Below are 17,213 nucleotides of genomic sequence, written 5' to 3'. Positions count from 1 at the left end.
TCAGGATATATCGCCGAACTCGGCAGCTGCTTTCTCTGCGCCGATCTTGGTATCGTCCCCGAGCTCGAACCACGCCCCGACCATGCAAGCTATCTCGATGACTGGCTCAAGGTTCTCGGCAGCGACAAGCGTGCCATCTTTTCAGCGGCAGCTCATGCCCAGCGCGCGGTCGACTATCTGCATGACTTGCAGCCGGACCTCAACGAGGAGGAGGCGGCGTGAGCCGTCTCCTTCTTAGCCACCCGGACGCCGCCCACTGCCGCGACCCGACGGCCGCAAGCTCCTATCCCGCGAACCGGCGTCTAAAATCGTCAGGCATTGACCTCGCGCAGCTAGTGGGGCGTGTTCACCGGCATATTGAAGTGACGCGCGAAGTATTCCGACGGCGTCGTCATGCGGCCCGTGGTGAGAACCAGCGCATCCCCTCGACCGTCGATGCTGAAAATCACGCGACTGTGCAGGCTTGCAACCTCCTCCGGCAGATCCTCCCTTAGCATCGCGATGGCGGAAGCCATCGTCCGCCGAGGGCGAACGAGAACGATGTCCCGCGCGAACGAGTCGTCGTGCGTAGCATCGAGAGAAGCGTTGATGACAGCGGGTCGTCGGATGATCTATTTGGAACTAGCAAAAAATATTGCTTTGATAAATTTGCGCTGACAGCTTTGGCCGCGGCCTCAACACGAGCGGGTGCCTGCAGCCGCTGGCGCGCATTGGAAAGATGGAGGCGGACGGTTTGAATGGATAAGTTTCAGTCTCCTATGGATAGCACCGTCACTATCGCCGTCGGATAAAAGCTGCAAACAACGTCTTTCCTGTTTCGTCAGATCCTGCCTGGGATTAGCGATCTCTCCGTCCAAACGCGTTGGACCCGTTCATGAAATCTGTTTTCGCTTGGCGCGTAATGCCGGATAGACACTGGAGAGCCAACCATCGGCGCCCTCACCGGTAGGTCATGTTCCAGCCGAGTTCGCCGGTGCGCAACGCGCTCCATATGCTGAGCGGCGACGGAGATAGGGAACGCACGGGCGGGGGCAGTCGGTCCCGCCTCCCTTGACGGCCGCTATGCTGAGGCTCCTGCGGCTGCCCTTGTTCCGCCCTTAGCGTGGCGAGAATTCCCGAAATCCGCCTCACGGCGCCGCTATGCTGATTTCTCCGATACTCTTCATTGTTTGATTGCAACCCGCCTGCGGACGGGTTGCCTGATCGTCCCTGATGACTACCGGCAGCCATGCGATCGGGCTGGCGGATGATTCGCATCTCACTCCATTAAAGCCGAAGATCAGTCAGTTTAACCCCGCCTCCTGGCTGGCGCGGAAAGAGCTCAGCTTGCTCAGGAGGTCCTGAGAGATCTCGAATTGCCGCGCCGTCCCCCGGCCCATGGCGTTCTTCCCCATCGTCTCCACCAGCATTCCCCGCTTTACCAAAAGGTCGACCGTCTCCTTCACACCGCTGCGTGTTAGCTCGGTAATCTCAATTATATTAGAGAGGGTTAGCTTCTGATGGGCCTGAGTCATCGTATAGAGGATCGTCATCATGCCGATCTGCTTCAGCCTCGCCTGCGGGGTCTCGTCCTCCAGCGGATGGTCGAGGATCTCATGGAGAATGAGTCCCGAGAAGGCAAGGTTGTGCCATTGCGTTTTAATCGCGCTTGTCATGTCATTTAACTATGTTATATACGACAGTATAAACGCGGGCAGGCAGATTGAGTCTCCCGAAACGCAATAGGGCGCCATCGTCTCGAAGGATCCTGTTCATGAAAAGCCTTCTCCTGAATTCACTGCTTACGGTCTGCTTCGTTGCGCCACCCTATCTTATTTTCGGCAGTAACGCGCGGGCCGAGGATTGGGGATGCCAGGTTATCCTATGCCTTTCCAATCCCGGCGGGCCGACGCAATATGCAGAATGCCGGCCGCCGATCCAGAAGCTGTGGCGGGAGCTTGCCGAGGGGCACTCATTCCCGACCTGTAGCGGCGTCGGTTTTCAGAGTTCGCGGCCTGGCTATGAGCCCTATTATTGCGATGCGGGGTACAAGCTCACGACTGATAGCGGTCGCGGCGGTCGGCAAGCAACCTGCGTATCGACATCGCCGCAGCCGGTCAGCAACAGCCTCTGCTGGGATGGGAACGACTATACTTCCCGCGACAATTCGGTCCTGTCGCCACATTGGCAGCGCGTGGACGGGCACCGCCAGTGCATGGGCTATCCGATAACGCGCCCGAATGTGCGATCGCAGCCGCGCTATGTCGATGTCACCATCGACGGCGCCGGTAAACAGCGCGTTTGGTATTGACCGATGGGTGCTGCATTCGTCGAAATCGCGCAAACCTGTGCGCCGATGGTTCAGGTGCAGACGCTGGCCGGCGTTGTCAGCCTCGAGAGCCGGTTTCAGCCCTTCGCCATCCGCATCAACACGGGCCCGCCGCTGGCCACCCAACCCGCATCGAAGGCCGAAGCGATCGAGGTTGCCACGTCCCTGATTGGCGATCGCCAGGATATCCAGATCGGCCTTGGCGGCATTGGCATCGAGCACCTTCAGAAACTGAATCTATCCGTCGCCGACGCCTTCGATCCCTGCCGGAACCTCAAGGCCACGGCCACGCTTCTCGACGGATACTACCGCGCCGCATTACGCGCGGGGGATCCGGCTCAGGCCGAAAGGGTGATGCTCCAGTCCTATTATGGCCGCGATGATCCATCCCTCGGCGCCATGGTCAAATATGACGAGCAGGTACGCCAGGAAGCAAAGCAGTTATCGCCGACGCTTGCCTCGCTCACCATTGGCGAACGCGGTGACCAGGCCGGGGCTGGCGGGCAGCCACAGGATGAGGTGGTACCAGCACTTCCCGAACCGCCTTTACAACCCTCCCAAACCGTCGAGGCCGCATCCTGGGATGTGTTCAGCTCAGGGCGGCAATCCTCGATTCTCGTTTTCCAGAATGATCGATCGGAGCAAAGTGAATGATCTCCAAAGCCAGTCTTCGCCCCCTTGCCTCATCCACGCTGATGGCGGCCGCCATTGTCATCTGCCTGGTCGAGCCAGCCTTCGCCCAGGCCGCCGGCATCGAAACCGTGCTGCAGAACATCGTCGACATGCTGACCGGCAATATCGCCCGTCTGCTGGCGGTCATCGCCGTCATCATCATCTGCATTGCCTGGATGTTTGGCTACATGGATTTGAGGCGAGCCGGCTTTTGGATTATCGGGATCGGCGGCATTTTCGGCGCCACCGAGCTGGTCAACACCATCGTCGGGAATTGAGCGCTATGGTGAGCATTCCGAGTCTCGAAGACGACACGTTGTTTCTCGCCTGCACGCGCCCGGCAATGATCGCGGGTGTGACGATGGAGGCGATGGGCGTCAACATCATGCTGACGACCATCCTTTACATCACCGCGGGATCAATCGCCTACGCGCTGGTCGGCATCGTCTTCCATGTCTTGTTTCGCGCGCTCGTCAAGCACGACCACAATATGTTTCGGATCCTGATTGCGTGGATCGAAACCCGTGGCCGCTCCCGCAATGCCTCCTATTGGGGCGGCGCCACGCTCTCGCCTCTGACGCTCACCCGGCGTTATGACGAAAGGGATCTCAGCTTTGTCTAACATTGCGACGCTCCGGTCGCGCGAGCTCGGGCCGGAGACCTTCATTCCTTATGTCAGGCATGTCGACGAGACGACCATTGCGCTCGAATCCCGAGCGTTGATGACGATGATCGCTCTCGACGGCGTTTCTTTCGAGACATCAGACGTCAGGGACCTCAACGGCCTGCACCGAAGCCTGAACACGCTCTATCGCAATATCGCCGACGAGCGGCTGGCGCTCTGGACGCATGTCGTGCGCCGCCGCGACAATGCCTATCCCGAGGGACGCTTCGCCAATCCCTTCTCCGACGGTTTGAACGCGAGATATCGGGAGCGGATGGTGAGGGAAGACCTGTTTCGCAACGATCTCTACCTCACCCTTGTCTGGCATCCCGGCCGGGATCCTGCCGAAAAGGCGGCCAAGCTTCTCTCCCGACTGCGCAAGGCCCGCCGATCCGATACAGAGCTCGACGGGCAGGCTCTGAAGCATCTGCGTGACCGTGTGGCGGATGTCGTCGCCGGCCTGCAGCGCTTCGAGCCGCGGCTGCTCACCCTCCACGAACATGACGGGATCCTTTTCTCCGAGTCGAGCGAAGTGCTCCACCAGATCATCGGCGGCCGGCGGGAACCGATTCCGTTGACGGAGGGACGAATTTCTTCGGCGATTTATTCCGACCGGGTCATTTTCGGGCGCGAGACCGTCGAGATCCGTCACGAGGCCGACAGCCGCTATGCCGGCATGTTCGGCTTTAAGGAATATCCGGCGACCACGCGCAGCGGCATGCTCGATGCTATCCTGACCGCACCTTTCGAGCTCATCCTGACGCAGTCCTTCGCCTTCACCTCAAAGCCCGATGCTCGAACAATCATGGGCCGCAAGCAGAACCAGATGGTCAGCGCCGGCGACAAGGCGGCTTCGCAGATCGAGGAACTCGGCGAGGCGATGGACGATCTCGAATCCAATCGCTTCGTCCTCGGAGAGCATCACCTTGCGCTTGCCGTCTTCGCGCCCTCGGTCAAGGAACTGACCGATCACATGGCGAAGGCGCGCGCCTACCTCACCAGCGGCGGCGCGGTCGTCGCCCGCGAGGATCTCGGCCTCGAGGCCGCTTGGTGGGCGCAATTGCCGGGCAATTTCCGCTATCGGGCGCGCTCGGGCGCGCTCACGTCGCGCAACTTTGCAGCCCTTGCTCCCTATCATTCCTATCCGGCGGGTAAGAAGGACGGCAACGAGTGGGGACCGGCGGTCGCCATGCTCAAGACCGCCTCGGGTTCGCCCTTTTATTTCAATTTCCATCACGGCGACCTCGGCAACACTTTCGTCTGCGGCCCGTCGGGTGCGGGCAAGACGGTGCTGTTGAACTTCATGCTGTCGCAGCTCGAAAAGCACGATCCGCATATGGTCTTTTTCGACAAGGACCGCGGCGCGGATCTCTTCGTACGCGCGGCCGGCGGCACCTATCTGCCGCTGAGGAATGGTGTCGCCACCGGCTGCGCGCCGTTGAAAGCACTGGAATTCACTGCGGAAAACAAAATATTCCTCACCGGTTGGATCGCCAAGCTGGTCCGATCCGGATCTGGCGAACTATCGATCACCGAGTTGCGCGACATCGCCTCGGCGGTCGACGGGGTGGCGGACCTGCCGGTGGAGCGTCGCTCCATCGGCGCCCTGCGCACCTTCCTCAACAACACCGATCCCGAGGGCATTGCCGCACGTCTGCGACGCTGGGAGAGGGGCGGGCCGCTTGGTTGGGTCTTCGACAACGAAGCCGACGATATCGGCATTGGCGCCAGGTTCATCGGCTACAACATGACCGATTTCCTCGACAACGAGGAAATCCGCACGCCGTTGATGGCTTACCTGTTCTATCGCATCGAGCAACTGATAGACGGGCGTCGCATCATCATCGTCATCGACGAGTTCTGGAAGGCGCTGCAGGACGAAGGCTTTCGTGATCTCGCCCAGAACAAGCTCAAGACGATCCGCAAGCAGAACGGTCTCATGCTGTTTGCGACCCAGAGCCCGCGCGACGCCATCGTATCGCCGATCGCCCACACGATCATCGAGCAGTGCCCGACCCAGATCTTTCTTCCGAACCCGCGCGGCGACCGCGCCGACTATGTCGACGGCTTCAAGCTGACTGAGCGCGAATTCGAGCTCGTCTCACGCGAACTCTCCGTCGAAACCCGCCGGTTCATCGTCAAGCAGGGGCACAACAGCGTTGTCGCCGAGCTGAACCTCAACGGCTTCGACGACGAACTTGCCATCCTCTCCGGCCGGACGGCCAATGTCGAGCTTGCCGATACTATCCGTTTGGAGATCGGCGAGGGACGGGAGGATTGGCTTGCCGTGTTTCATCAGAGGAGGAAGACAGGATGATCCGAACAGGAACGATGCGGCCATTGTTCGTATCGGCCGCTCTTTTAGCGTCGGCGATGCTGGCGTCGGCCCAGGGCATCCCGGTCATCGATCAGACATCGATCGCCAAGCAGATCGAGAGCATCACGCAGCTGAAGTCCCAGCTCGACGCCTTGAACCAGCAGCTCCAGCAAGCCCAGCAGCTCTACGGCTCGCTGAACAAGATCACCAACATGGCCGACGTCGCCAACCTGCTGAACGATCCGTCGATCCGCGAGGCGCTTCCCCAGGACTTCAACGCGATCGAGGGCCTGTTCCAAGGTTCCGGCAGCGGCGTCTTCGGCAGTTCCGCTTCGAAATTCCGCCAGGACAACTCCAGCTATCGCACCGATGCCGATGATTTCTATGCGCAGGAACTGTCGCGCATCCAGAACCAGAACGCCGGGCAGATGAGCCTCGGCCAGCAGATCTACGATGCGGCGACCAAGCGCATCGACGGCATCGATGAGCTTCGCCAGAAAATCTCCAGTGCTGCCGACGCCAAGGACATCGCCGATCTGCAGGCCCGCCTCCAGGCCGAGACCGCCTTCCTGCAAACCGATGTCCTGCGCATGCAGGGCCTGCAGATGGTCCAGCAGGCCCAGGTGCAGGTCGACGACCAACGCAAGGCCGAGGACTGGCGCAAGCGCATGGACACGATGGGAGCGGCGCTCAAATGAGGTGGTTTCTTTCCGGCACGGCCATGCTTTTTCTGGCGGCCTGCTCCCCACAGGCGGATAAGATTTACACCGTCGATGAGCTTATGGCCGACGATGCTCTGCTCGCTAGGATTATCGGCGAATGCCGTAACAATCCCGGAGAACTCCGCGATACGCCCAATTGCCGCAACGCCGAGGCCGCCGACGGCAAGCTGCGGCTGGAGCGGATGGGCAAATCGTTGGGAGGCTGACGATGTATCAGGTCTTCAGCTTCGTCGATGGGCAGTTCAAGGCACCGCTCGAGAACTTCATTTCCTCCGGCACGTCAAATATTGCCAGCTGGGTCAGCGGCCCGCTGACGGCGGCACTCACGCTCTATGTCGTGCTCTACGGCTATCTCGTTCTGCGCGGCTCCGTGCAGGAACCGATACTCGAATTCGCCTTCCGCGCAATGAAGCTCGCCATCATCGTCATGCTGGTGAGGAATGCCGGCGACTATCAGACCTACGTCACCAATATCTTTTTCGATGCGCTGCCGCGCGAAATCTCGCAGGCGCTGAACTCCGGCACGGCGCCGAGCGCATCGACCTTCGACAGCCTGCTCGATAAGGGCCAGAAATGCGCCTATGAGATCTGGTCGCGCGCCTCCTGGCCGGTCGATATCGTCACCGGCATCGGCGGCATGATGGTCATCGGTGCGAGCTTCATCGTGGCCGCGATCGGCTATATCGTTTCGCTCTATGCCCGGCTGGCGCTCGCCATCGTTCTGGCCATCGGACCGATCTTCGTCGCGCTTGCGATGTTCCAGTCGACCCGCCGGTTCACCGAATCCTGGATCGGCCAGCTCGTCAATTTCGTCATCCTTCAGGTTCTGGTCGTTGCCATCGGTTCGCTGCTGATCACTTGCATCGACACGACGTTTGCGGCGATCGAAGGCTATAGCGACGTCCTGATGCGGCCGATCGCGCTCTGCGCCATCTGCCTTGCCGCTCTTTATGTCTTCTACCAACTGCCCGGCATTGCTTCAGCTCTTGCGGCGGGCGGGGCGTCGCTCACCTATGGCTACGGCGCTGCCCGCGATGCGCACGAAAGCACGCTCTCCTGGGCGACATCCCACACAGTCAGAGCGGTCGGCCGCGGCGCGCGTTCCGTCGGCCGCCGCCTGACGCCAGGCCGGACCGAATGACGCCCCCAACGCTTCAGATAATCGAACAGGTTTTTTTGGATGCTCCGTATCGTTTTATCGCTTTTGCTGACCGCTGGTCTCGTAGGCTGCGGTTCGATTTCCCACCCGCTGCCCAAATGTGACGGTTATTCCCGCCGGCCGCTGAACCGCGCCATGTGGCAGTGGGAGGATGGCGGAGGTAGGCAGCAGCCGACGACCGGGGCTGTTCCCGCGGAGCCGACCAGTCACGCGGCCGCCTATGTGCCGGAACCATCTTCAGCCACACCGGCCGCTTTCGCGCATTTCGATGTCGCGGGCTCCTACCGTCCATGCGAGGGCGAATGACATGGTGACCACGAATAACCTCAAAAGTTACTTCGACAAAGCCCGCCGGTTCGATCAGGACCGGATGATCCAGGTCGAGCGTTCCGCCCGCATCGCCTGGTTCGTCGCTGCTTGCGCCGGCACGGTTGCTGCCGTTTCCGTCTTTGCCGTTGCCGGCCTCACTCCTTTGAAAACCGTCGAGCCCTTCGTCGTGCGGGTCGATAATTCCACCGGTATCGTCGATGTGGTCTCGGCGCTGACATCCACCGCCGGCACCTACGACGAGGCCGTCACCAAATATTTCGCGGCCAAATATGTCCGCGCCCGCGAGGGCTACGTCTGGAGCGAGGGCGAGGAGAATTTCCGCACCGTCGCCTTGCTGTCGACGCAGCCGGAACAGACTCGATTTGCCGCAGTCTACCGCGGCAGCAATCCCGATTCCCCGCAGAACATTTATGGCCGCAGCGCCACGTCGCGGATCAACATTGTTTCCATCTCGCTGATCAACGCCAATGTGGCATCCGTCCGCTATATGAGGACCGTGAGCCGCGGTGACGAGGTGCGCACCACGCACTGGGTTACGACCCTGACCTTCTCCTATGCCAACGCTCCGATGTCCTCGACCGACCGGTTGACCAATCCGCTCGGCTTCGTCGTCAGCGAATATCGCGCCGATCCGGAGGCCATCAATTGAGACCGCACTTTCTCCTTCCGCTCATCCTGGCCACCGGGTTTTCGTCTGCAGCGCTCGCCCTCGAGACGCCGCGCGGCGCCGCGCAGGACAGCCGCATCCGTTTCGTCGTCTACCAGCCCTATAACATCACCAAAGTCGTCGGCACACTGCGGTCTTCGGTGCAAATCGAATTCGCCGCCGACGAGGAAGTCGCTCATGTGGCGCTTGGCAACAGCGTTGCTTGGGAAGTGGCGCCGGCCGGCAACATCCTGTTCCTGAAGCCCAGGGAAAATCAGCCGGTGACGAATATCTCGGTCGTGACGACACGACGGGACGGCTCGACCCGCAGCTATCAGATGGAACTCACCGTTCGCGACGGCAGCGTCGAAGCCGGGCAGAACACCTATTTCTATGTGAAATACCGCTATCCCGCTGATGAGGCGGAGCGGCGCCGCCAGGAAGCAGCTGCGCGCGCGCAGGCGGCACAGGCCGGCGAGGCCGATCGCGTGCTTGCCCTTCACGAAGCTTATGGACCGCGCAACTGGCGTTATTCGGCGCAAGGGACCCAGGCGCTCGAACCGCAAACGGTCTATGACAACGGCAAGGTCACCACCTTCACCTTTGCCGGCAACCAGGAAATGCCGGCGATCTATATGGAAAATTCCGACGGCAGCGAAAGCCTGGTTCCGAAGTCAGTCGACGGCAATCTCGTCCTCGTTCACGCGATCAGCCGCAAGTTCATACTGCGCCGTGGCGGCGACGGGCTTTGCGTCTTCAACGAAGCCTACGATCGCGTCGGCACCAATCCCGAGACCAACACGACGTCACCATCGGTCGAGCGCGTCGTCAAAGTGCCGCCCGGCGCGGCGCAATAGGAGGTGACATGGCCGAGGAAGAGATTACCCAGATTCCGGGCGAGCGCGCCGAGACGTCGGCCGGTGGCCGGCTCGACAATAACCCGATCCTCAAACGCGGCGCTATCGCCTTGGCGATCGTCGTCTTTGTCGCCTTCGCTCTCTGGTCGATGCGAGGCCAGGACAAACCGTCAGACGGTGCCCAGCCGGAGCGGGTGGTCATCCGGCAGACATCGGATTTCGAACCGGCCAAGGAACCGGTCCAGCCTGTAGCGCCTCTTCCGCAGGTCCAACTGCCGACGCCCGCTGTCACAGAACAAGCGCCCACGGACGACGATAAGCTGCTCGACGCTGCCCGGCGTGCGCCGGTCATCGCCTATGGCGGCGAGAAATCGCCGGCGACGCGGCGGCAGGATCAGGATGCGGCGACGGATCAGGCTTCGAACTACGTGCCGCTCGGCGCCAATCCCGGTGGCTTCGCCTCGCAGGGCGAAAACGAAGATCAGCGCTTCAACCGCTTGCTGACGCCGACGCAATTGCAGGGATCGCGTGCAGGGACGTTGGGCAATCGCGATTTCATCGTCGCAATGGGGACATCCATTCCTTGCGTTCTCGAGACCGCGCTCTCCTCCGATCAGCCGGGGTTCACGAGCTGCGTCATCAACCGGGACGTTCTTTCAGATAACGGCCGCGTTGTGCTGATGGAAAAAGGTACGCAGGTCGTCGGCGAATATCGCGGCGGCATTCGCCGCGGGCAAAAGCGCGTGTTCGTTCTCTGGAACCGGGCGAAGACGCCGAAAGGCGTGATCATCACGCTGGCATCGCCGGCAACCGATGCGCTTGGCCGGGCGGGCATCGACGGCTATGTGGACACCCATTGGTGGGAGCGTTTTGGCAGCGCAATGCTCCTGTCGATCGTCGGTGATGCCAGTTCCTATGCCAGCAGCCGGCTGCAGGACAGCGACGTCGAAGCGCAAAACACCACCAGTGCCGGTCAGCAGGCCGCGGCGATCGCCGTCGAGCAGTCGATCAACATTCCCCCGACCCTGATGAAACATCAGGGCGAGCTCGTTTCGATCTTCGTGGCGCGCGATCTCGATTTCTCCAGCGTCTATCGGCTTCGCGTGACGGAGCCCCGCAATCGCGTCTATGACCGCGCCGTGCTTGGGGATTTCAGCCCCTCCTCGAAGCTCGTGACAAAATAGGTTCTGCATGACTGAAGCTGCCGACGCCGGCGTCGTGCGCGAACTGCTTTCGCCACTATCACGCTTCCTACGCGACAAGACGCTCTATGAGGTCATCGTCAACCGGCCGGGACAGGTCGTCACAGAGGGTAGGGACGGATGGCAGACCTATGAGATGCCCGAACTTTCTTTCGACCGGCTGATGCGTCTCGCCCGCTCCGTCGCGAGCTTCTCCAATCAGTCGATCGACGAGACGCGACCGATCCTGTCGGCGACCTTGCCGGACGATGAGCGAATTCAGATCGTCATCCCGCCGGCAACGACGAAGGGAACCGTCAGCATCACCATCCGTAAGCCATCCTCCGTGTCGTTGACCCTGGAGGATCTCGATCATGGGGGATTGTTCGCCGATGTTGTGCCGGCCCAAGACGACGGGCGACGATCAGACCATAGGCTGTTGGAATACTATCGCATCGGTGCCTACAAGGCGTTTCTCCGGGAGGCGGTGTTTGCAAGAAAGAACATCATCATCTCCGGCGCCACCGGGTCGGGAAAAACAACTCTATCGAAAGCGCTGATCCGCCACATTCCGCAAAGCGAGCGGATTATTTCGATCGAAGACACTCCGGAACTGGTGGTCCCGCAGCCCAACCACGTTCGACTGTTCTATTCCAAAGGCGGCCAGGGATTGTCTAAAGTCGATGCGAAGGATCTGCTGGAATCCTGCTTGCGCATGCGGCCCGACCGCATCCTACTTCAGGAGCTGCGGGACGGCACGGCCTTCTACTACATCCGCAATGTCAACTCCGGCCATCCTGGCTCCATCACCACGGTCCATGCCGACTCGGCCCGCCTCGCCTTTGAGCAGCTGACTTTGCTGGTCAAGGAGTCGGAGGGAGGTGCGGACCTCGAACGGCACGACATCCGCGAGATGTTGACGATCGCGGTCGACATCATCATCCAATGCAAGCGGATCGACGGCCGGTTTCGGGTGAGCGAGATCTACTATCGAGACGCCGCGACTGACCTCGGCCGCTCTTCGTCGGATCGAGCTTAACGGGTTGCGTCCGGGCCTCTAACGATTCTGTCGGTCTCGACCGTCAGTCCAATTGTGCGGCCTTCTCACGCAGGACCACTGAAAACGCGCGGAGCCCCTGATGGTCCAGTGCATCAATGAATTCGTCAACCGCCGGCACCGTCTTGCGTAAATTCAACCGGGCGCGCCTGATGCTGTCGATCAATGCGCTCGAAAAGATGGAATGGAGGCCCACGAGGAAATTGTCTGGCGATACGCAGGCCACCCCATGAGGCCGAAGGTCCGCGGCTGGAAATCTTTGAGATTCCACGTGACAATCACAGAAGCCTTTCCGGCGATGGCTGCAGCTAAAACATGACGATCATCCGGATCCGGTAGCGAGAGGTCGGGGATGAGAAATTGGTGGTTACCGACATCTGCATCGGGCAAAACCTCTTTCATCCGATCACGGGTCGCTTCCAGACGTGAGATGGGTATCTCGGGGGAGCCGATGGCCAGATTGCGAATCCACTCGGCGTGGATGTCGTCGGTCCAGCGTGCGTCGACGAGACCGTCGAAGCCACATTGGACCAAGACATTGCGCAAATGGAAAGGGTAGAGGACGCAGGCATCATAGACCGCGACAGGCGGCTTAGAGGCCATGATTGACGATGAGATCCTCTGTGTCCTCGGCCAGCGCGTCGAGGCTTTTCTGGCGAGCATCGAGCTTGGCCTTGAGCGCGAGAACATCCTTCAATTTGGCTCGGCGGTGCTTGCCGACATAGCGGAAGGGCAGATCGCCGCGATCCATGCGCAGCACCACGAGAGGACGTGAGATGCCGAGGATGGTGGAGGCGTCGGTCGGGCTCAATTCCTGATCTTCCGTGAGCACGGCAACACGCTTGCCGCGCAACAGATGATCGAGGAGTGCTTCGACAGGCGCGAGAGCCGAGGCTGGGAGAGAAAGGGTTTGAAGTTGTCCACTTTGACGGCGAATCCGTAGTTCCAGTTGGTCGCCCTCCGCCAGATTTGGCATAGGCGCGACGGCCTTGCGGTCGCGATCCGACAATTTGGTAAATTGAAGAACATGGCTGGTCATGGCGAACACCTCTGACCATGTATATAGGGCAAGTCGCTCATAACTGCAATAACTGAAATATCTTCCCCTTCCATCTCCGATTTCTGGGTGCCATAGGAGCGCGCGGCGAACGAGCTCGACCCGCCAACTTCAAGCGTGGGTTACCGCCAACGGCAAGCGCTCCGCTTTCGATGTGATCGTGCAATGCAAAAGGGCCGCCTCTGGGCCGATTTGACCGGGATATAGCTTCACGCAGTCGAGATCGCCCGGGCGTTGGTTTCCTTTTAGGGCGTCTACGTCGCTGACCAAGGAGGCTGGTGTGGATCATGGCAGTCGCGGCATTTCGCCGTCGGCCACACGCCAGATCCACGGCGTCATCTCGGCTCTCGCGGCGATCATCTCATTCAGTGCAACGTCATAGTCTTCGTCGGCCTTCGTCGGAACGATGAACATGGCGATCGGCGCTGGCTTTGCCTCCGGTAAGGTCACGGAGGCAATCGGCTGGTCGCGCGAAAGATCGAACCGGAGTCCTTTCACGCTCCTTCGCTTCAGGCTTGAGAGCCGCTCCAGGAGACGCTGTTCATGGATGGTTTCGAACGGGATCCAGTTCTCGTTGACCACCATCAGCGCCACTTCCTCGACCGAAGCTATCCCCGCTCCCGAAATGCCGAACGTGGCGATGACGATGAGATGAAACCCCTCGTTGGATCGCCACAGTTCCAGTTCGGTTTCATATCGGGCATTCAACCGTTTCCACGCCCCCTCATCGAGCATGAAGGGGAAAGGCAGGTGGCGCACCAGCATCTTCTGGCCATCGCGCGCTGAGGAAAATTCCTTTACCTCTCCGACGGTCATCATCAGTTTCCGCGGACCGGGACCGGTTAACTGGGCGCCGGCCAACATAGCCGCACGCCGCGCTGAAATCCCCTCTTTGTCGTCCTGATGAAAGACTTCCGGGACAAACAAGATATCGCTGAGAGGGCCGCCGCGGACGATCATCTGCTTTGCCGCGTTCACCAGACTGCTGCGCACGCGCCCCCAGCCGCGTTTCCCGGCCCATAGCGAGGTCCATTCCGTCAGCTCCCCCATGTCCCAGAGATAGTGGAGCATCGCCCTGAGCGAGAGCTTCTTGGGCTCGCTTCGCACAATCTCCGACGGCTCCGAAGGCGATGTCGACGTCGATCGGCCCCCTCGTTTCGACAGCGAAAAATCGAGTTTCAGCGTTGCCGCACCGGTCGCCGCGTCGATTTGGATGGCGTTGCCGATCAACGGCCCGAGGCCGGATAGCTCATACGGCGGGTCGTAAGACGAGCAGCCGGGATCATGCTGCCGGCCTGAGAGCGGCATGCGTTTGATCAGGAATTGGCCATCCATCCGGGCAATGTACATCGGCACCGGCGGTTGCCGGCACTGGCAAAGTGGCCTGAGCTTCTGTTGGTAAGCGCGTTCGAGCTGCGGCAGAAACTCTGGAGAACTGTCGTCGAACGCCTGGTTGCCGATCAAAAACTGTCGCACGTCGTTCCTCCCTTGCCTGACCAAAGGCTGATCGAACCGTAAAAGGAAGGCGTAGCACGAGCTTCGCGGACTTTACTAGCGCAAAATAGTTAGTATGTAAATGTTACGGCCGCTGGGGCCGATTTCAACGCCATAGGCAGGAAAGAAGATACGTGCATTCCAGCCTCCAAAAATTAAAATTAACGATCATGATAATTAGAAGTCAACGGTGCGTTGATTAGACGTCAGCCCGTCAAAGTGTAGAGACTGCGCCAGCATAAAGTGAGTTCTAATCGCGTGCTACCCAGCCCTTCGAGCCGGCCGGCGCTGAACCGCCAATCACCTTGCCGCCTTCCGACTGCCCGCTGGCTGCCGGCGTCTCTACATCGCAGCTGACGCCGATGCGGCCGGCCGGCACGTATCGAGGGATTGAGCTGCCGCGCCCAGGCGCTGGGGATCCTGCCGCTAGTGCTTGCCCCGGAGCTCGGCGACTTCAACGAGGATCTGCGCCGGCTCAGCCCGGAACGGCTCATCGCTAATCTCAGGGCGCAGCTCGTTCTGGGAAACGCTCTGGCCTTTCTGCCCGCATGATCGAGCCGGACGGGGAAGGTGAGGGCGTGAGGGCCTACAGGATGGCCGGTCTCTGCCGGTCGCCGCACGGGTAGGCGCCCGCCCGCGGGCCTGCCGAGAGGCGACCCTTACCATGCGGCGGGCGGGCCTTCAGCGGGTCGCTCAGGTTTCTTCCCCTGGCTTCCCGCCGCAATGACGACATGCTCTCGGTCATGCCGGCTGGCGTCGTCATCTTCCCCGGCTCCGGCATTGCCGGCAATCTGGCCGACAAGGCCCGCCGACTTGGCATCTCCGTTTGGCAAGCGGCGGGAGATGGCGCGTAAGCGCCATCTGTCCATACGGCTGAAGGAGATGCTTGTATTTCGTAAAAATTGTGTACACATTTGCCGTTGAAACGGAGCTTCGCCATGACCCAATCTCGGCAGCAGATACCATCTCCCCGCCGTGTCGGCGTGCGGGAATTTCGCGGCAACCTGACGTCTTTCCTCAAGCAGGTCGAAGACGGCCAGCGGTTCGTCCTGACGTCGCATCACAAGGTTGTCGCCGAAATCGGCCCGCCGTCAGCCGGCGTCGTCATGCGGAAACCAGGCGCGCTGCGCGGAAAGATCAAAGTTGCCGATGACTTCGATGGTCTGCCGGCGGATGTTTTGAAGTCCATGGAAGACGGGACGTGAGGCTGCTGCTCGATACACATGCCTTGCTGTGGTGGCTGAACGACGACGAGAAGCTAGGGAACCATGCGCGTCGCCATCGGCGATCCCGAGAATGATGTCCTCGTCAGTGCTGTCTCGCTTTGGGAAATCACTGTGAAGCTGCGCATCGGCAAACTTGATGCCGATATCGAAGAGATTGTTGCGATTTTGCCGGATCAAGGTTTCGACCGGCTGGATATCTCGGACGCGCATCTTATCGCTCTCGCTGCTCTTCCACTTCATCACCGCGATCCTTTCGATCATCTGCTCATGGCGCAAGCCGTGGCGGAGGGAGCGTATTTGGTTTCGGACGATCAAAATGTCGCGCTTTATGGCATTCCGTTTGTGACTTGCTCCGATCCTGTTGCCTTGTGATCTCACCGAGCTTGGCTCCGCGGATGAAGCCGGCTCAGATCGTTCCGGTTGCGTGTTTGCCAATGGCGATGTACCTGGCGACCCATCGGCGGCTCAGGTGCTTGGGAGCGGGCACGTTTGGGGAAGATCACTCATTCGACACCCGCGTGAACAGCTTCACCCGGGATTGGAGCACGGTCTGCAGACGGCAATGCGGTGCCGCGGCGACCTCGCCGATCAGCAGAAATGCTATCGAGGTGCTCACAGCCTGCCGCAGCCGGGAGCGGGCGAGGGATTATGTTGATCGACATGCGGGCGAAGCGTCCGTGGAGTGCGCGGCCAATATCCCCCAGTGCTTGGACCGGGGGGCCATGATGGTTTGTCGCAGCCTTCGATTGCCCCGAACCATTCCCGTTTTATGTCGCTCGTATAGACGACCGCCTGCTTTTGCGGCCAACCCCTGAAGGGGTAAGACTCGCCCGAAATTTTTGCAAAATTCGATTTCGGTTCGCTTGTCCTGGTGGAAAATAGAATTTTGCAAAATTTTCAGGCGAGCTGACCGCAGCAGGTCGGCCGTCTCTTCGTGCGCCATCGGGAATGGTCCCGAGCAACCGGAGACAACAACCATGGCCACCACGATCGCAACGCTCACGCAGAAGACCGACGGCATCCTCGAAGGCGTCTTCGCCACGATCCGGGTCAACGCCCCGATCGCCATCGTCCCAAATGCCAGCAAGGCAAGCGAAGAAGCGCCCGACTACCGCGTCATTCACCGCAAGACGGGCTTCGAGATCGGCGCCGCCTGGAACCGCATCGCGCGGCAGACCGGCGAGGAATACCTCTCAGTGAAGCTTGAGGCCCCCGAGATCGGTGTGATCTTCGGCAATCTCGCACCGGCACCCGGCGGCGATCCGAGCAAGAAGGTGATCCTCTGGAACAGCCCGAACTGAAGAACAAAGCGAGCGGCCCCGAGCAATCGGGGCCGGCTTCGTCGTATCTCAAGTTTTGCGCGCAATAGCGGGATTGAAAGCGGGCATCGAGCCCGCTTTCAATCCTCCTGTCGTGCCACACGAGACCAAGGACCCTGTCTGCCCAGATACTTGAAGTCTGCCGTGAGGCTCGTGCCGCCTCAAGGACTTCGCGGCCCCTCCAATTTTCAGCCGGCGCCCTGA

Annotated in this window: 22 protein-coding genes and 3 pseudogenes; 19 read left to right on the top strand and 6 right to left on the bottom strand. The window is 60.4% G+C overall.

Translation table 11 applies throughout. The annotated features are described in order from the left end of the window. Positions 1-9: 9 nt before the first annotated feature. Positions 10-222 (top strand): annotated as a pseudogene (locus tag EFR00_RS28100) (zincin-like metallopeptidase domain-containing protein); the annotation flags it as partial. A gap of 110 nt (positions 223-332) precedes the next feature. On the opposite strand, the gene EFR00_RS28095 reads toward EFR00_RS28100, so the two are convergent. Both EFR00_RS28095 and EFR00_RS28090 read right to left on the bottom strand, forming a co-directional pair. Next, positions 333-515, bottom strand: coding sequence for a hypothetical protein (locus tag EFR00_RS28095; protein ID WP_016737443.1), 183 nt, complete (start codon positions 513-515; stop codon positions 333-335). A 768-nt stretch (positions 516-1,283) separates the two neighbouring features. Then, positions 1,284-1,655, bottom strand: coding sequence for a hypothetical protein (locus tag EFR00_RS28090; RefSeq protein WP_004673403.1), 372 nt, complete (start codon positions 1,653-1,655; stop codon positions 1,284-1,286). 98 nt (positions 1,656-1,753) lie between these two features. Here EFR00_RS28090 and EFR00_RS28085 point away from each other — a divergent pair, with 98 nt between their 5' ends. From EFR00_RS28085 to virB11, 13 genes are read left to right on the top strand one after another with little or no spacing between them, the layout of a single operon-like run. Beyond that, on the top strand, positions 1,754-2,290 hold the full coding sequence (locus tag EFR00_RS28085) for a hypothetical protein (RefSeq protein ID WP_077991342.1): 537 nt from the start codon (positions 1,754-1,756) through the stop codon (positions 2,288-2,290). A 3-nt stretch (positions 2,291-2,293) separates the two neighbouring features. Beyond that, on the top strand, positions 2,294-2,962 hold the full coding sequence (locus tag EFR00_RS28080) for a lysozyme family protein (protein WP_077991344.1): 669 nt from the start codon (positions 2,294-2,296) through the stop codon (positions 2,960-2,962). Then, positions 2,959-3,258, top strand: a complete 300-nt coding sequence (locus tag EFR00_RS28075) for a TrbC/VirB2 family protein (protein WP_077991346.1) — start codon at positions 2,959-2,961, stop codon at positions 3,256-3,258. The genes EFR00_RS28080 and EFR00_RS28075 overlap by 4 nt, the downstream gene beginning before the upstream one ends. A gap of 5 nt (positions 3,259-3,263) precedes the next feature. Further along, entirely contained in the window at positions 3,264-3,602 is a 339-nt protein-coding gene (locus tag EFR00_RS28070) for a VirB3 family type IV secretion system protein (RefSeq protein ID WP_077991347.1), read from the top strand. Continuing rightward, positions 3,595-5,961: a VirB4 family type IV secretion/conjugal transfer ATPase gene (locus EFR00_RS28065; RefSeq protein ID WP_077991348.1), complete on the top strand. Its 2,367-nt coding sequence runs from the start codon at positions 3,595-3,597 to the stop codon at positions 5,959-5,961. Before EFR00_RS28070 ends, EFR00_RS28065 begins: the two co-directional genes overlap by 8 nt. Beyond that, positions 5,958-6,659 (top strand): P-type DNA transfer protein VirB5, encoded by a 702-nt coding sequence (gene virB5, locus EFR00_RS28060; RefSeq protein WP_077991351.1) that lies wholly within the window; start codon positions 5,958-5,960, stop codon positions 6,657-6,659. Before EFR00_RS28065 ends, virB5 begins: the two co-directional genes overlap by 4 nt. Then, positions 6,656-6,889, top strand: coding sequence for an EexN family lipoprotein (locus tag EFR00_RS28055; protein WP_007636178.1), 234 nt, complete (start codon positions 6,656-6,658; stop codon positions 6,887-6,889). Before virB5 ends, EFR00_RS28055 begins: the two co-directional genes overlap by 4 nt. Before the next feature lie 2 nt (positions 6,890-6,891). Next, positions 6,892-7,824 (top strand): TrbL/VirB6 family protein, encoded by a 933-nt coding sequence (locus EFR00_RS28050; protein ID WP_077991353.1) that lies wholly within the window; start codon positions 6,892-6,894, stop codon positions 7,822-7,824. A gap of 39 nt (positions 7,825-7,863) precedes the next feature. Next, entirely contained in the window at positions 7,864-8,148 is a 285-nt protein-coding gene (locus EFR00_RS33740; protein ID WP_077991355.1) for a hypothetical protein, read from the top strand. Between the two features lies 1 nt (position 8,149). Then, a complete protein-coding gene (locus tag EFR00_RS28040) occupies positions 8,150-8,821 on the top strand; it encodes a VirB8 family type IV secretion system protein (protein ID WP_077991356.1) in 672 nt (223 codons plus the stop codon). Continuing rightward, positions 8,818-9,675 (top strand): P-type conjugative transfer protein VirB9, encoded by an 858-nt coding sequence (gene virB9, locus EFR00_RS28035; RefSeq protein ID WP_077991357.1) that lies wholly within the window; start codon positions 8,818-8,820, stop codon positions 9,673-9,675. Before EFR00_RS28040 ends, virB9 begins: the two co-directional genes overlap by 4 nt. Positions 9,676-9,683: 8 nt before the next feature. Continuing rightward, on the top strand, positions 9,684-10,859 hold the full coding sequence (virB10, locus tag EFR00_RS28030) for a type IV secretion system protein VirB10 (protein WP_077991358.1): 1,176 nt from the start codon (positions 9,684-9,686) through the stop codon (positions 10,857-10,859). Positions 10,860-10,866: 7 nt separating this feature from the next. Further along, entirely contained in the window at positions 10,867-11,895 is a 1,029-nt protein-coding gene (gene virB11, locus EFR00_RS28025; protein ID WP_077991360.1) for a P-type DNA transfer ATPase VirB11, read from the top strand. 43 nt (positions 11,896-11,938) lie between these two features. On the opposite strand, the gene EFR00_RS34380 is transcribed toward virB11, so the two are convergent. The 4 genes from EFR00_RS34380 to EFR00_RS28010 form a co-directional block, all read right to left on the bottom strand. After that, complete coding sequence (locus tag EFR00_RS34380) at positions 11,939-12,109, bottom strand: VapC50 family PIN domain-containing toxin (RefSeq protein ID WP_465165668.1); 171 nt, start codon at positions 12,107-12,109, stop codon at positions 11,939-11,941. Further along, entirely contained in the window at positions 12,076-12,516 is a 441-nt protein-coding gene (locus EFR00_RS28020; RefSeq protein WP_245304432.1) for a PIN domain-containing protein, read from the bottom strand. The genes EFR00_RS34380 and EFR00_RS28020 overlap by 34 nt, the downstream gene beginning before the upstream one ends. Continuing rightward, complete coding sequence (locus EFR00_RS28015; RefSeq protein ID WP_077991362.1) at positions 12,506-12,952, bottom strand: MerR family transcriptional regulator; 447 nt, start codon at positions 12,950-12,952, stop codon at positions 12,506-12,508. The genes EFR00_RS28020 and EFR00_RS28015 overlap by 11 nt, the downstream gene beginning before the upstream one ends. 303 nt (positions 12,953-13,255) lie before the next feature. Next, positions 13,256-14,446: a DUF1173 domain-containing protein gene (locus EFR00_RS28010; protein ID WP_077991364.1), complete on the bottom strand. Its 1,191-nt coding sequence runs from the start codon at positions 14,444-14,446 to the stop codon at positions 13,256-13,258. Between the two features lie 310 nt (positions 14,447-14,756). On the opposite strand from EFR00_RS28010, the pseudogene EFR00_RS28005 reads away from it, so the two are divergent. The 5 genes and pseudogenes from EFR00_RS28005 to EFR00_RS27980 form a co-directional block, all read left to right on the top strand. Continuing rightward, a pseudogene (locus EFR00_RS28005) lies at positions 14,757-15,016 on the top strand (toprim domain-containing protein); the annotation flags it as partial. A gap of 179 nt (positions 15,017-15,195) precedes the next feature. Continuing rightward, positions 15,196-15,318: a hypothetical protein gene (locus EFR00_RS33975; RefSeq protein ID WP_258719717.1), complete on the top strand. Its 123-nt coding sequence runs from the start codon at positions 15,196-15,198 to the stop codon at positions 15,316-15,318. 84 nt (positions 15,319-15,402) lie between these two features. After that, positions 15,403-15,669, top strand: a complete 267-nt coding sequence (locus EFR00_RS28000) for a type II toxin-antitoxin system Phd/YefM family antitoxin (RefSeq protein ID WP_004676093.1) — start codon at positions 15,403-15,405, stop codon at positions 15,667-15,669. Further along, positions 15,666-16,062 (top strand): annotated as a pseudogene (locus EFR00_RS27990) (type II toxin-antitoxin system VapC family toxin). Before EFR00_RS28000 ends, EFR00_RS27990 begins: the two are co-directional and overlap by 4 nt. A 605-nt stretch (positions 16,063-16,667) precedes the next feature. After that, entirely contained in the window at positions 16,668-16,991 is a 324-nt protein-coding gene (locus EFR00_RS27980; RefSeq protein ID WP_004676095.1) for a DUF736 domain-containing protein, read from the top strand. Positions 16,992-17,213: the final 222 nt, after the last annotated feature.

Origin of the sequence: Rhizobium sophoriradicis (assembly GCF_003939025.1) — a bacterium.
Taxonomy (GTDB): Bacteria; Pseudomonadota; Alphaproteobacteria; order Rhizobiales; family Rhizobiaceae; genus Rhizobium; species Rhizobium sophoriradicis.
This window is presented reverse-complemented; position numbering and strand designations above follow the sequence as displayed.